This window comes from Pseudomonas sp. PvP089, from assembly GCF_017875165.1.
Classification (GTDB): Bacteria; Pseudomonadota; Gammaproteobacteria; order Pseudomonadales; family Pseudomonadaceae; genus Aquipseudomonas; species Aquipseudomonas fortuita.
The window spans coordinates 2,260,236-2,274,866 of sequence record NZ_JAGGME010000001.1 but is presented as its reverse complement, the minus strand read 5'-3'; the positions used below and the strand labels follow the sequence as shown (position 1 = coordinate 2,274,866).

Below are 14,631 nucleotides of genomic sequence, written 5' to 3'. Positions count from 1 at the left end.
CCTGTTCCTGTAGTTCGTGAAGTCGCGATGAGCCGGTTTCGGAGGCGACCGGTCAGGCGTCCGCCTCTGGCAGCGTCCCATCATCCAGCGAGCGCAGCCAAGTAAGCCTTTCTCCCAGCCTGCGCTCAACACCTCTGTCCGTTGGCTGATACCAGCCCGGCCGCGCCACGCCCTCGGGAAAGTAGCTTTGCCCAGCGGCATAGCCGTTGGGCTCGTCATGGGCATAGCGGTAGCCTTCGTGATACCCCATCTGCTGCATCAGCTTCGTCGGCGCATTGCGAAGATGGAGAGGCACAGGCAGGGAGCCGCTGTTCTTGACGAAGGCCTTCGCCTTGTTCCAGGCGGCATAGGCAGCGTTCGACTTGGGGGCGGCAGCAAGGTAGGTCGCCGCGTGGGCAATCGGTATTTCGCCTTCGGGGGAACCCAGCCTCTCATAAGCCAGCGCGGCATTGAGCGCCAGTTGCAGCGCCTGCGGGTCGGCATTGCCGATGTCTTCGCTGGCCACCACGATCATGCGGCGCGTCACCTGGCTGACGTCGCCGCTGCCGTCGAGGATGCGGGCCAGCCAGTACAGGGCCGCGTCGGGGTCGGAGCCCCGCAGCGACTTGTGGAAGGCGGAGAGCTGCCAGTAGAACTCGTCGCCGCCCTTGTCGAACCTGCGCAGTGATGGGCTGGTGGACAGTTTGGCAAACTCGCCATCGACCACGGCCTTGCCCGCGCCCGACGCAGCATTCGTCACCTGCTCAAGCAGATTGAGGAAGCGCCTGCCATCGCCATCGGCAAAGCCCTTGAGCAGATCCAGCGCGTCCGCGTCCAACGTGACGCCCTGGAGATGCGGCAGTGCGCGTTCGTAGAGCTGGTTCAGTTCGTCGCCGGACAGCGGTTCGAGGGTATAGACCTGCGCGCGTGAGAGCAGAGCGGAATTGACCGCCAGCCCCGGATGCTCGGTCGTTCCCCCCACCAGGGTCAGGAGCCCCGACTCGACATGGGGCAGTAGGGCATCCTGCTGCGCCTTGTTGAAGCGATGGATCTCATCGACGAAAAGCACCGTCGATCGACCATGGTTGCCCAGTTCTGCCTGGGCCTCGTCGATGGCTTGCCGGATGTCCTTCACCCCGGCAAGCACGGCCGAGATGGCGATGAATCGGCTGTCGGTCGCACTGGCGGCCAGGCGCCCCAGGGTGGTCTTGCCCACGCCTGGCGGCCCCCAGAGGATGAACGAGTGCAACTTGCCCGCCTCGAACGCGAGACGAAGCGGCTTGCCGGGGCCGAGCAAGTGCCGTTGCCCGACGAATTCATCCAGCGTCTTGGGCCGCAGGAGTTCGGCCAAGGGAGGCTTGGGCTTTGTCGTGAATAGATCGGTCAAGTTCCTCTCCCTGGTATTTCTGATAGTTGACGTTCCGATAAGGTGTGCACCTCAATCCAGAGAGCCGGATTTATCCAACGCCGTGGGCTCTTTGTCGCTAATCGCATGCATGATGATGCGAGAGCCGCGGTAGCCGATGCTATGGTTCCATACCCAGCTCAACGCGACGCTGAGACGATTTCGCGTACCGATCAGAAAGTAGATATGCGCGAGCTTCCAGATCCACCACGCAAAGGCTCCACGCAGCTTAACCCGCCCCATGTCAATTACGGCCAGGCTGCGGCCGATGGTGGCCAGGTTCCCCTGATGCCGGTATTTGAAAGGCCCGTCAGCGGGCTTGCCTTTCAAACGCCGTCCAATGAGGTTGGCGACGTACTTGCCTTGCTGTTTGGCGGCGGGGGCGATGCCCGGTACGGGCTTCCCATCAGCCATGGTGCACGAGGCGGTATCGCCGATGGCGAAGACCTCCGGGCGACCGGCCACCGTCAGGTCGGGACCAACGACCACTCGACCCGCACGATCAGACGCAGCACCCAACCAGCGAGCCGCGGGAGACGCCTGGACGCCGGCGGCCCAAACGATGGTCTTGGCCGAAAGAGGCTTGCCGCCATACACCACGCCGTCGGCCGAGCATTCGGTGACCGGCGTACCCAGCACGACCTCGACCCCGAGCTTTTCGAGTGCCTGGCGCGTATAGGCCGAAAGATCCTCTGGAAAGACGGACAACAGACGCGGGCCCGCCTCGATCAGTACAACCCGGGACGTGCTCGGGTCGATCGAGCGGAAGTCACGCGCCAGCGTGTCTCGTGCAAGCTCGGCGATGGTCCCGGCCAATTCAACCCCGGTGGGACCACCACCGATGATGACGAACGTCTGCAGCGCGGCACGCTGCTGAGGATCGCTCGTGCGCTCGGCCTCCTCGAAAGCCGCGAGGATTCGGCCTCGAATGGTCGTGGCATCTTCCAGCGTCTTCAACCCCGGCGCGAAAGCCCCCCATTCGTCGTGTCCGAAATAGGCATGGGTAGCACCTGTCGCGAGTACGAGCGTGTCGTAGGTTTGGCGCGAGCCATTGTTGAGAATGACCTGACGCGCGTCCTGGTCGATACCTTCCACTTCCGCCATCAAGGTGTTCACTTCCGGGCGATTTCGGAATAGATAGCGAATAGGCCAGGCGATCTCGGATGTCGAGAGAGATGCCCCTGCGACCTGGTAAAGCAGCGGCTGGAACAGGTGATGATTGCGCCGGTCGATGATCGTCACATCGACCTCGGCACCAGCAAGCTGGTTGGCAACCTCGATCCCGCCGAAGCCCGCTCCGATAATGACGACGTGATGTCGGTTTTTGGAGGTCTTTGTCATGACCTGATCTCCTCTCTCTCAGCGTTTCAGCGCCGATGCGTGGTGTGCCATATGCTCGCCAATGAAACTGGCAATGAAGTAGTAGCTGTGGTCGTAGCCTGGGCGCAGATTCAACGTGAGCGGGTGCCCCGTCTCGTCGCAGGCCTTGCGCAGCAGATCGGGCTGAAGCTGACTCTCCAGGAACTCGTCGCCCAAACCCTGATCCACCAGCAGCGGCAGACGCTCCTGCACGGTGCGAATCAGCTCCACGGTGTCGTACTGCTTCCACGCCTCCCGGTCGCTGCCCAGGTACGCCTCGAAGGCCTTGTGTCCCCAGGGAACCTGGGTGGGCGCGACGATGGGCGAGAAGGCCGAGACGCTTCGATAACGGCCCGGGTTGCGCAGGGCGATGACCAGAGCACCGTGTCCCCCCATGGAATGGCCGCTGATGCTCCGCTCCGCTGTCACGGGAAAGTGGGCCTCGATCAGCGCCGGTAGTTCCTGCACCACGTAGTCATACATCCGATGATTCGCAGCCCAGGGTTCCTGCGTGGCGTTGACGTAGAAACCTGCCCCCTGTCCGAGGTCATAGGCGGGATCGTCGGCAACGCCTTCGCCGCGAGCGCTGCTATCGGGCGCGACGACGGCAATGCCATGTTCGGCTGCGTAGCGCTGGACGGCGGACTTGGTGATGAAGTTCTGCTCGGTGCAGGTGAGGCCTGAAAGCCAGTACAGCACCGGCACCTTGCCGTGCTGTGCCTGCGGAGGCAGATAGACGCCGACTTTCATCGTGCAACCGAGCGTCGTGGATTCATGCTGATAAACGTCCTGCCAACCATCAAAGCTGGCGTGATGTTCGATGCGTTCCATGGTGTTCTCCTATGTTCAAAGGAACGGCGCAGCTCTCGCGCGCCAGGACGGCAGCTCGTCAGGAAGATTTCTCTTCCGCTGCCGTGTCGCCGTGGGCGTGTCTGATCCTGCGCACGATCCACCAGATCGTCAGCATCACCGCAGGCACCAGAACCGCCATCACCGGCGCCACGCTGTCGTGAACCATCGGAATGCCCTTGAGCAAATAGCCGAGAAGACTCACGACGTAATAAGAAATTGCCGCGACCGACAGGCCTTCGACGGTTTGCTGAAGGCGCAATTGCATCTTGGCCCGGTTGTTCATCGACGCAAGCAGATCGCGGTTCTGGCGTTCAAGCTCGACGTCGATCCAGGAACGCAGCAACGCGATGGCCCGGGTCAGCTTGTCGGAGAGCTTGGTCTGGCGCTCCTTTACGGATTGGCATGTCCGCATGGCGGGAGCGATGCGACGCTGCAGGAAATCCGCCCAGGTGCAGTACCCGGATACGGCCTCTTCCGAAAGCGCTGCCAGCCTTTCCTCGACGATCTCGTAGTAGGCACGGCTGGCGCCGAAGCGATAGAGATTCGCCGCAACGCCAGCTTCCAGCTCGGCAGCCAGGCCGGTCAATTCGGACAGCAGCACGTCGCTGTCGCGCCGTTCCACCAAGCTCGTACACATCTCGTCGGTGATCGCCGCAAGGCGCGACTCCATGCGTCGCAGTTCCGACGTCATCGATCGTGTCAACGGCAGGGACAGCAACGCCAAGGTGCGGTAAGTCTCGATCTCCAGCAGACGTTGAGCCAGCGCACCCGCCCGCGCCGGGGTCAAATCGCGGGCCAGGACGAGGATCTGCGTCAGGCCATCCTCATCCTGTCGAAAGTCGGTCAGGATGGCGGCAGAGCCGTTCTCCACCAGCGAGTAGCACAGGCTGGCAGGATCGAAGCGATCGACCTCCTTCTCCGTTTCCGGCGTCCACGGAAGAAGTCTCAAACGGATGCCGGATACGACCGGGCCGGGAGGAACAAATCCATGCTTGAACGGATTTTCGCCGCACGGCTCTCCCGTCTCGGAATCCAGCGAAGCGCACCAGAGATACGTCGAGAACTCGGTGTGCTTTTCGCAGTGCAGGTCTCCTTCATCCCATGTCACGCCGTGGAGCGGCGTAGTATGGTCGGGTTCGGCAACGCCGAAGCGATGAGACAACTCGCTCATCGCCATCTGATCCCTGGCCTGGTCGCCTTCGGTCATGAAAGCGAGCTGCAATATGCCGCGGGGGGCCTGAATCAAGAGATGCGGGCGCGCGTGCACTTCACCCACGGCGGCAGCACGATCGGTATAGGCCGGCATGCCGTACACGGTGGCGGTCGGGGTGGGTTGTACGGTCGTCGTATTGATGTTGGCCGGCTCTTTCATAACGACCTCATTTCTTCTTGGTTGAAAAACACGCTTCAAAGCAAATGCCCGCAGCCATGCGTTTCGCACATGGCTGCGGGCCGATCTTCATGAGCGGGCACCGCTCTACACGGTCCGTCTAATAGGCTCGCCGTGTAGAGGCTTGTGCTGGCCCTTTCAGAACGCCCTCAGCTTCCTAGCTTTCAGACGAAGGTGTACGAGCAAACCTTGTTGCCCGCCGGATCACGCAGGTAGGCCGCATAGGCACCCGGCAGGTGGCCACGCGGGCCAGGCTGGCCCTCGTCGGTGCCGCCTGCGGCAAGGCCGGCGGCGTGGAAGGCATCCACTTCGGCGGGAGTGGCGGCCGCAAAGCCGACCGTCACGCCGTTGCTGGAAGGCGCTTCACCATTGCCCGGACGGGCGATGATGAAAGCCGGCTTTTCGCGACCGAAAAGCACCCATCCGTTGCCGAAAGGACCGAGGTTCTTGATGCCGAGAGCACCCAGAGCGGCGTCATAGAACGCGGCCGACTTCTGGACGTCGGCGGCGCCGATGAAGACGTGCGAGAAGATGCCGTCGCCGGAAATGACAGGATTGGACATGGTTAATTTCCTTGGTGGTTGGTGTTGAATGGATAGTGAGTGATCAGTAGTGGATCACCGTGCGAATCGACTTGCCTTCATGCATCAGGTCGAAGGCGTGGTTGATCTCGTCGAGACCCATGGTGTGAGTGACGAACGGGGCGAGATCGATCTCGCCTTTCATTGCGTCTTCCACCATGCCCGGGAGTTGGGTGCGCCCCTTGACCCCGCCGAAAGCCGACCCCTTCCAGGTCCGGCCGGTGACCAACTGGAACGGACGGGTCGAGATTTCCTTGCCGGCCCCGGCGACGCCGATGACGATCGACTGGCCCCAGCCGCGGTGGGCAGCTTCCAGAGCCGAACGCATCACGTTGACGTTGCCGATGCACTCGAAGGTGTGATCGACACCCCAGCCAGTCATCTCGATCAGAACCTCGTGAATCGGCTTGTCGAAGTCCTTCGGGTTGAGACATTCGGTCGCGCCGAAGGTACGAGCCAGTTCGAACTTCGCCGGATTGGTATCGATGGCGATGATGCGGCCCGCTTTGGCCTGGCGTGCACCTTGAATCGCAGCGAGACCGATGCCGCCGAGGCCGAAGATGGCCACCGAGTCGCCGGGCTGTACCTTGGCCGTGTTGTGCACGGCGCCGATGCCGGTGGTCACGCCGCAGCCCAGCAGGCAGACGTGCTCGGGGTTGGCGTCCGGGTTGATCTTGGCCAGCGAGACTTCGGCGACGACCGTGTATTCGCTGAAGGTCGAGCAGCCCATGTAGTGGTAAAGCGGCTGACCGTTGTACGAGAAGCGAGTCGTACCATCGGGCATCAGCCCCTTGCCCTGGGTTGCGCGAACCGCGACACACAGGTTGGTCTTGCCGGACTTGCAGAACAGGCACTCGCCGCATTCGGCGGTGTAGAGCGGAATGACGTGATCGCCAGGCTTCACGCTGGTCACACCTTCACCCACCTCCACGACGATACCCGCACCTTCATGACCCAGCACGACCGGGAAGAGACCTTCGGGGTCGTCGCCCGACAGGGTGAAGGCGTCGGTATGGCAAACGCCGGTATTCGTGATCTTGATGAGCACCTCGCCCTTGCGCGGCGGCTCGACGTCGATCTCGACGATTTCCAGCGGCTTTCCTGGCCCGAAGGCAACTGCTGCACGTGATTTCATGATGTCGCTTCCTTTACTAGCTAACTAAATTTGCCCTCACCGAGGGCACCCTGGTGCCTCTATCGCAGATAGGAGCGGACGATAGAGATGGTCTCGTCAATGGACTTGTTCTGCGAATCGCTCCTGATTTCGCTACTGGGAAATTCTTCCCGCAGATAGCTCTCCAGAACGGTTGCCATCAATCCGTTGACTGCCCCACGAACGGCCGCAAGCTGCTGAAGAATTGCAGGGCATTCCGCACCTGCATCAAGCGCTTGCTCAAGAGTCGCTACCTGACCTTTGATGCGCCGGATGCGCGTCAGTGCTTGCTTCTTTTCTTCCGGACTGTGTGGCATCGAACACCTCTCTACTTGGGTACACCGCCGCATTATACAATACTCCCCCATAGTATATGCGGCCGAACTTTGCCACAAATTCTGTGCTCTTCGAGCACTCTTACAGGCTAGTACAGGTTTGTTCCCAAGAAGCGCAAAACATTCAAATCAATGAATATTTCTTGCATGTATCGACAGCATCGGGGCAAGTTCAAAACTGGTCAAACTGGAAAAATCTATGCGCAGATAGATATGACCTATCTAAGCCGACTCATCGAGTTGAAGCTATCAAGATGAGACCGGCTAGGCGACCTGATGACCCGAGTGTCGAGCTTTCCGCAGTGCAGGCAACATCTGTCCGTCCCAGTCACGATCGACCGCAACCTGGGCCTGTTCTTGGTTTCGTTCGAGTGCTTCAACGTCAAGATCACCGATCGCCCATGTCTGCGTGCCGCAAGTAGTCGCGAGAATGCCATCCTCGGGGAATCCACGATCCATGGGTGCATAGATCGTGGCCTCGCCAGTGTTCGTGTCCAGCGCCGGACTCCAGTCAGCAGCTCCGGTCGTCACGGCCTGTGCGACGAACATCCGGTTCTCCAGTGCCCGCGCCATGCAGCCCACACGAACCCGGGTTGCACCTGCCCTCGTGTCCGTACAGCTCGGGACCAACAGCAGGCGTGCACCCGCCTCTCGCTGGGCTCGCACGGGCAATGGAAACTCACTGTCGTAGCAGACAGCGATGCCGGCACGCACGCCATTCAGGTCGAACACTTTGAGTTCGTCGCCCCCCTCGATGACGCCAGTGTCTTTCTCGAACCCCGTCAACTGCAATTTGTCCTGGTAGTCACGCGTGCCGTCCGGCGCAAACCACCACGCCCGGTTGCGATAGCGATCCGGTCCAACCCGGGTCAAGAACGTACCGGCCTGAATGGTCATGCGCAGCTCGCGCGCCAGGTCGGTGTACAGGGCCAGCCACGCAGGCTGCAAGGCCTGCAGCGCGGCCAGCGAGGCGTTGAAATCCTGGCGGATGCCAGGCTCGAACATCGCAGCCAGTTCGAGGGACAGATATTCTGGCAACACGGCCAGTTCCGCTCCGGCACGGCTCGCCTCCTCCAGAACCCGCCGCTGCCGCGCTGCGAATGCCTCGAAGCCCGTGGGCTGACCCACTGCGTATTTCGCAACTGCTACTTTCATTTCGCGTTCTCCAGGGAGCGCAGCCACATCGTGAGCGTCTGCTCGGTTTCGCTCGGCTCACCCACCTGTTTCCAGGGCAGCGTAACCTTCATGTCCGACTGCCGCACGTAGCCACGACGGATCCAGAAGGGATCATTACTGCGGTAGTTGGAAGGACGCCGGGGATCGTCGTCTGCTCGATCCACCGACGCGAACGATGTCCACTGCATGCCGCCCAACGAACGGGCATGCGCTTCGCGTTCGTCAAAGAAGCGATGGCCCAGGCCAAGGCCCCGGAAGGCCGGGAGCAGGACTGATTCGCCGCAGTAAAACACTGCCTCCATCGGGATTCCTCGATCGGCGAACGGCACCTGGAAGGCCGGCTCCGCATCGCCGAGCGGCAATCCCGTGGACGCACCCACGACCACGTCATCAGCGAGCGCGAGTACCAGCAGGCTGTCTGCCGAACGGGCGTACATAGCGAGGTAGTGCTTCTCGTATTCGGTGTCGCCCTCGTACAGGTAAGGAAAGCTGCGGAAGACGCTCGCCCGCAGGCCTGCCACGGCATCGAACCATTCGGCAATGTCCGGACCACGATGAACCAGCACCTGCACGTCGCTGGTCATTTCAGGCGTCCCCTCCAACCTGTGCGATCCAGTCGCCGAGGTTGTAGTAGTTGGTGACACGAGCGATCTTGCCATCGCGGATCTCGAAGAACGCGCCGCCCGGCAGCACGTAGCGCTGGCCCTGGGCTTCCGGCAGCCCGTCGTCCGTGACCTTGTATTCGCCATGCACCACGTACTCCGCGCCTGCACACAGGCCGTCGGCGCTGACCATCACCACGATCCCGCGCAGTTGCTCGCCATAGCAGCGGTCCATGCGCTGCAGGAAGGCGCGGAAGGCTTCGCGACCGACCTCACGAGCGCCCTGGTTCAAGTCGTGCGCGACGTCATCGGTCAACATTGACAGCATGGCCTCGCGGTCACCGCGGTTGAAGGCGTCGTAGTAGGCAGTGATGAGAGTCGCAGCGTTCATTCGCGTTCCTTATTGGGTTGTTCGGAGCGGAGCATTCCGGGGTGTTGTCAGTCTGGGCAACCGCGCCTCCCTTGTATATGGAATTGTTGCGATTTTATAATTCCACAATCTGGAACAATCAACGAGCAGCGAAATCGGCCATAAGGCGTGCGTCATGAACAAGGAAATGGAACTACTGCGCATCTTTCGGGTGGCGGCCGAAAGCAGCAGTTTTCGCGATGCGGCCGTCCGGCTGGGGACTTCTCCGCAAGGTGTAACCCGTGCCATCCAGCAACTGGAGCAACACTACGGCGAGGTGTTGTTTCATCGAAGCACGCGCCAGGTGCGCATCACCGCCTTCGGCGAAGGGCTGCTAGACCAAGTGCGCCCCGCATTGGAGCGGTTCGAGGATCTGTGGCGAACGCCTGGCTCCGACCAGCAGGCCTCTCTGTCCGGTACGGTTCGCATCACCGCACCGCACAGCTTGGGCACCAGAGCGGTGCTACCGGCACTGGAGCGCGTGGCCGCGCGCCATCCCGGCATCACGCTGGATGTGCGCCTGTCCGATCGCATCAGCAATACGGTTGACGAAGGGATTGACGTCGGGATCAGGGTCGGATTCATGCGCGATAGCCGCTTCGTCGCACGCAAGGCCGCCGACATGAGACTCCCCATCGTTGCCGCTCCGCGCCTGATCAAGAAAGTGGGCGTACCTGCAAACATCGATGCGCTAAGCAGCCTGCCAGTTACCGTGGCCTTGGATATCAATACCGGCCGTCCCTGGCCTTGGCACTTCAAGGCGGGACGCCAGTGGACACCTACCGCACCCACTCTCGTCGCAGACAATGCCGACATGGAAATGGGAGCGGCGCTGGCCGGGATCGCGTTCGCGCAACTGGCGGACTACATGGCCGCCCCCTACATTGCCAGCGGGAAGCTCGTGCGAGTGCTGGAGAACGAAGAACCTCCGGCATGGGGGTTGTACGTCTATCGGCCTCAGCGTGGCCCCATTCCGGGAAGGGTTCGAGCGGTATTTGATGAAATGCTGGTCGCCGTTGGATCGTTGCCAGCTTTGCGCTGACACGTCGCAAGACGCTGTAGGGCACACACCTTGGAAAGCGGGGCACTGAGCCTCGGCGGCTCACCCCTCCGGTTGAATGATGAGCCGACCGTCTGCCCGCTTGCCCCAGGTGCAGATCGGTCGGCCATGCAACTCAATGCCGGCGAACGATTAGATGTAAATGAATTGCCGGTACAACCCATCCAACTGATGACGAATGTCTTCGACGCGCTGCTCGTCACCGGTATCGGTAAATTCGAGTAGCTGCTGTTCCTTGGCAGTGATCTGATCGCAAAGGTCGGACAAGTTCTCGCAGAAAGCCTCGGAATGAACGGTGGGCTCCTCCGTATTCGTCTCTTCCCCTGCTAGTTTTCGCACAGACGAGGCTGGAGAAATCCCATTTTCCTCGTTAAAGGCAATTTGAAGCTGCCTGCGCCTATTGGTCTCATCGATCGCCTGCTTCATCGCCGGCGTCACCGCGTCGGCGTACAAGATCGCCTTGCCGTTTTCATTCCGAGCGACTCGACCGATCATCTGAATGAGCGCATGGGCCGAACGCAAGAACCCTGCACGGTCTGCATCGAGAATGGCAACCAATGATGCCTCTGGAATATCCAGCCCTTCGCGCAAAAGACTAATCCCAATCAAAACATCGAACTCTCCTGCGCGCAGGCCATTGATGATCTCAACACGATCCTCCGCTTTTATGTCCGAATGCATGTAGCGCGCTCGAATCCCGTTGTCCGTCAAGAAATCCGTTAGCTCTTCTGCACTGACCTTCGTCAGCGTAGTCACAAGCACTCGATTCTTTCTCTTCACGCACTTCGATATTTCGGCAAGCAGGTCATCTATGTATCCATCCGCTTTCCGCACTTCAACCTTGGGGTCAAGCAGTCCCGTTGGCCTGATAACCTGTTCGACAACCCTGCCTTTCGACACCCTCAGCTCGTAGTCGCCCGGAGTAGCGGAAACAAAGATGGTCTGAGGCTTGACCTTCTCGAACTCGTCAAAGTTCAATGGCCGGTTGTTCTTCGATGAAGGCAAACGGAACCCGTAATCGATCAGCGTGTCCTTGCGCGCCTGATCCCCCCGGTACATTGCGGATATCTGTGGCACCATGACATGAGATTCATCGACGAACAGCAGCCCGTCTTTCGGCAAATAATCCAGCAACGTGATCGGAGGAGAAGCTGCGTCTCGGTCGCTGAAGTAGCAGGAATAATTCTCCATCCCCGAGCAATAGCCGACCTCGCGCATCATTTCCACGTCATGCGTGATCCGCTCGTACAGTCTGTTTGCCTCGACCAAGCGATTATTCCTGTTCAGCTCGGCAACCCGCTCTTCCATATCAGCGAGTATCTTTTTGGATGCAGAATCTATTTTGTTCGTGGGCGGTGCGAAAAGCGTTTTTGGCGAAACCAAATAATGGTCTATCTCTCCCAACGTCTTGCCAGTAACAGGGTCCATCCATTGGACAGACGCAACAGTGTCATCCAACAGTTCCACCCGAACCGCCCTGTACTCGGAATCAGCGGGGAAAATGTCAATCACATCACCTTGGACGCGGAACGTTGCACGCTTGAGCGTACGCTCCGTGCGATCATATTGCAGCAAAGCCAAGCGACGAATTAGCTCTCTCTGGTTTAGTTTGACCCCAGGGGACAGAGCGATCTGTAGCGCTCGATATGCATCTGGATCACCCAGGCCGTAGATTGAAGACACCGAAGCGACGACGATCACGTCACGACGCTCAATCAAGGATTTGGTCGTGGACAGGCGCAGGCGCTCAAGGTGGTCATTGATGGCCGAGTCCTTCGGTATGAAACGATCGGTGCCCGGCATATAGATCTCGGGCTGAAAATAGTCGTAATACGAAACGAAGTACTCGACCGCATTCTCAGGAAAGAAGTGCTTCATTTCACTATAGAGCTGCGCGGTCAACGTCTTGTTGGGAGCCAAGATCAACGTGGGCCGCTTCAGACGATGAATCACATTGGCCATGGTGAAGGTCTTACCTGAGCCGGTGATACCTTTCAGCGTCTGGTGCGTCGCACCTTCTTCTATGTCCGACAGCAGCCGCGCGATCGCCTCTGGCTGGTCCCCCGCCGGCGTATAGTTGGAGTGCAGAATAAACATACCGGTTGACATTAGATATCTCCTAATTGAGCTACTTCAATTTGTCCTGATGTATCGGCTATTCCAGAAGACCTATAGCAGTACCAAACTGGGGTGTAAATGACGGCGATCCTGCCGCGCCCCACCTGGGCGTAGGCGTCGCCAACATGATAGCCCAACACATGGGCGGGCTTCCCAGTGCATATCCGCCGATCGCCACGACGTCAGCCAGCGGCCCGTCTGCCAATGCACCTGGAGCCACTCGCCTCGTTGAGCGCTGACATCGAGCCGTGGCGGGCGAGGTTGCTCTGTACGCCCAATGTGTGGCGCCGGCTCCCGCCGATACGCGCCTTTGTCTCTCTCAGCCCTCCAGACGAGGCGTTGGAAACGTGGAGCTACGTCGCCCCTCTAAAGATGCACGATCTCAACATTCGGCCATTTGCCTGCAAGGTACTCGGCCACTAGCCTCCGATGGCAGTGATGGGGCTTGTCTTCGCTGCAAAGCAGGCAACTGTTATCAATCTTTTCTTTATCGATTGACTCAATCTTTCGGGACGACATTAAATCCAGAAATTTACTGGCGTAGATATCCCAATCTCCCCCTTTTATTTTATATTCCTCGAACATGTCTTTGGTTGGAGCAAGTGCTGGTAGATGTTCATATTCCATCCCACACAACGCCTCGGAAAAATATCGAAGATCCTCGCGTTTAGCGAACCCGGCCAATTGCGAAACATTATTCAGGCGAACATCGACAAGGCGCTTGGCACCAGAAGCACTTAACTTGGTGAAGAAGGACCGCGCGGAGGTCTTAGTGAATCCAATCGTGAATATCTTCATCTGCCTTATTCCCCTCGTTCCTTCATCCATAAATGGCTGTTATTGAGCTACCGCCAGGCATGCCCGTCAATCGCAGCTAAGGAAACGCTGGGGGCATGGTGTACTAGGGATGGTCTGAAGTAGCCCCTGTTTTCCGGCTACTTCGCCATCGACACTTTCAAAAAACGGTAGCCGCTCAAATCCCGGTCAAACCTGCCGTCTATTTCAGCCTTTTTTGCCGCTGCAAGCACCTCGCAGCAGTCACTTCACTCTTCACGGACGCACCTCTCCTGCATTGGAGAGCAAATGTCGACGCGCCATCCAAATGTTCGACAGGGCGAACAGCGTCACCATCTGAGCAGTGTTTTTCACCAAGCCTCGGAAGCGCACTTTCGTATAACCAAACTGGCGCTTGATCACCCGAAATGGATGCTCAACCTTGGAGCGAACCTGGGCCTTGGCTCTTTCGATCTTACGTATCGCTTTGTATAACGCGCTGCGGTTACCGTGCTTTTTGTAAGTGCTGCGCCGGGCTGCAATCTGCCAGATGACTTGGCGCCCCTCATGCTCTTCACGCTTCTCTACACCGGTATAGCCCGCATCAGCGCAGACCACGTTCTCACCACCGTGCAGCAGTTTGTCGACTTGGGTTACGTCCGCGACGTTGGCCGCAGTGACCACCACGCTGTGCACAAGCCCGGACTCATCGTCGACACCAATGTGAGCTTTGGCACCGAAGTAATACTGGTTGCCCTTCTTGGTCTGATGCATTTCCGGGTCGCGTTTGCCGTCCTTGTTCTTGGTCGAACTGGGCGCATGAATCAGAGTGGCATCGACGATGGTGCCTTGTCGCAGTGACAAGCCACGGTCGCCCAAATAGCCATTGATCACGCCGAGAATACCGGTGGCCAACTCATGCTTTTCCAGCAGGCGACGGAAGTTGAGGATGGTGGTTTCATCCGGGATTCGCTCCAGGCTCAGACCGGAAAACTGGCGCAGGATCGTCGTCTCGTACAGCGCCTCTTCCATCGCCGGATCGCTGTAACCGAACCAGTTCTGCATTAGATGAATCCGCAGCATCGCCATCAGCGGATAGGCTGGACGGCCCCCTTCGCCCTTTGGGTAATGAGGTTTGATCAGAGCAATCAAACCCTCCCAGGGTACGACCCGATCCATCTCTATCAGGAACAGCTCCTTGCGGGTCTGCTTGCGCTTACCGGCGTACTCGGCATCGGCGAAGGTCATTTGTTTCATCATCGAAAAGCTCGGCGATTGGTGTCCGGGGATTTTGCCAAATCAGGAAGTCTTTTTCAGGATTTCCCCAGCTGCGCCACAACGGCCATGGCAGGCTCCATTCTCTCCCCGCTTCAACGGCCACGACCCGAACAGCTCAAGAGCTTAGCACCGCCTTTTGCGGTTGCGTGCCTCACCACTC

General features: G+C 59.3%; 14 protein-coding genes. 1 reads left to right on the top strand and 13 read right to left on the bottom strand.

The genetic code is table 11. The annotated features are described in order from the left end of the window. Positions 1–52 precede the first annotated feature (52 nt). The 10 genes from J3A71_RS10330 to J3A71_RS10285 form a co-directional block, all read right to left on the bottom strand. Positions 53–1,366, bottom strand: a complete 1,314-nt coding sequence (locus J3A71_RS10330; RefSeq protein ID WP_028690948.1) for a replication-associated recombination protein A — start codon at positions 1,364–1,366, stop codon at positions 53–55. Between the two features lie 51 nt (positions 1,367–1,417). Beyond that, positions 1,418–2,725, bottom strand: coding sequence for an NAD(P)/FAD-dependent oxidoreductase (locus J3A71_RS10325; RefSeq protein WP_028690947.1), 1,308 nt, complete (start codon positions 2,723–2,725; stop codon positions 1,418–1,420). Between the two features lie 18 nt (positions 2,726–2,743). Next, a complete protein-coding gene (gene fghA / locus J3A71_RS10320; RefSeq protein ID WP_023464790.1) occupies positions 2,744–3,574 on the bottom strand; it encodes an S-formylglutathione hydrolase in 831 nt (276 codons plus the stop codon). Between the two features lie 58 nt (positions 3,575–3,632). After that, on the bottom strand, positions 3,633–4,967 hold the full coding sequence (locus tag J3A71_RS10315) for a DUF3422 family protein (protein ID WP_023464791.1): 1,335 nt from the start codon (positions 4,965–4,967) through the stop codon (positions 3,633–3,635). A 182-nt stretch (positions 4,968–5,149) separates the two neighbouring features. Next, positions 5,150–5,548 (bottom strand): VOC family protein, encoded by a 399-nt coding sequence (locus J3A71_RS10310; protein WP_023103885.1) that lies wholly within the window; start codon positions 5,546–5,548, stop codon positions 5,150–5,152. Between the two features lie 43 nt (positions 5,549–5,591). Beyond that, complete coding sequence (locus tag J3A71_RS10305; protein WP_011871467.1) at positions 5,592–6,701, bottom strand: S-(hydroxymethyl)glutathione dehydrogenase/class III alcohol dehydrogenase; 1,110 nt, start codon at positions 6,699–6,701, stop codon at positions 5,592–5,594. 59 nt (positions 6,702–6,760) lie between these two features. Further along, on the bottom strand, positions 6,761–7,036 hold the full coding sequence (gene frmR / locus J3A71_RS10300) for a formaldehyde-responsive transcriptional repressor FrmR (RefSeq protein ID WP_007182548.1): 276 nt from the start codon (positions 7,034–7,036) through the stop codon (positions 6,761–6,763). A gap of 282 nt (positions 7,037–7,318) precedes the next feature. Further along, positions 7,319–8,209, bottom strand: coding sequence for a carbon-nitrogen hydrolase family protein (locus J3A71_RS10295; RefSeq protein ID WP_028690945.1), 891 nt, complete (start codon positions 8,207–8,209; stop codon positions 7,319–7,321). Further along, positions 8,206–8,814 carry a GNAT family N-acetyltransferase gene (locus J3A71_RS10290; RefSeq protein WP_028690944.1) on the bottom strand — a complete coding sequence of 203 codons (609 nt, stop codon included), beginning with the start codon at positions 8,812–8,814 and terminating at the stop codon, positions 8,206–8,208. Before J3A71_RS10290 ends, J3A71_RS10295 begins: the two co-directional genes overlap by 4 nt. Before the next feature lies 1 nt (position 8,815). Further along, entirely contained in the window at positions 8,816–9,223 is a 408-nt protein-coding gene (locus J3A71_RS10285) for a ketosteroid isomerase-related protein (RefSeq protein ID WP_023103882.1), read from the bottom strand. 154 nt (positions 9,224–9,377) lie between these two features. On the opposite strand from J3A71_RS10285, the gene J3A71_RS10280 reads away from it, so the two are divergent. Continuing rightward, the gene (locus tag J3A71_RS10280) at positions 9,378–10,283 is read left to right on the top strand and encodes a LysR family transcriptional regulator (RefSeq protein WP_023103881.1); all 906 of its coding nucleotides are present in this window, start codon (positions 9,378–9,380) and stop codon (positions 10,281–10,283) included. Positions 10,284–10,433: 150 nt separating this feature from the next. On the opposite strand, the gene uvrB is transcribed toward J3A71_RS10280, so the two are convergent. The 3 genes from uvrB to J3A71_RS10265 all read right to left on the bottom strand — a co-directional run bounded on the left by uvrB (position 10,434) and on the right by J3A71_RS10265 (position 14,450). After that, complete coding sequence (uvrB, locus tag J3A71_RS10275; protein ID WP_028690943.1) at positions 10,434–12,410, bottom strand: excinuclease ABC subunit UvrB; 1,977 nt, start codon at positions 12,408–12,410, stop codon at positions 10,434–10,436. Between the two features lie 375 nt (positions 12,411–12,785). Then, the gene (locus J3A71_RS10270; RefSeq protein ID WP_023835768.1) at positions 12,786–13,217 is read right to left on the bottom strand and encodes a DUF488 domain-containing protein; all 432 of its coding nucleotides are present in this window, start codon (positions 13,215–13,217) and stop codon (positions 12,786–12,788) included. 252 nt (positions 13,218–13,469) lie between these two features. After that, the gene (locus tag J3A71_RS10265; RefSeq protein WP_024086516.1) at positions 13,470–14,450 is read right to left on the bottom strand and encodes an IS5-like element ISPa26 family transposase; all 981 of its coding nucleotides are present in this window, start codon (positions 14,448–14,450) and stop codon (positions 13,470–13,472) included. Positions 14,451–14,631 lie beyond the last annotated feature (181 nt).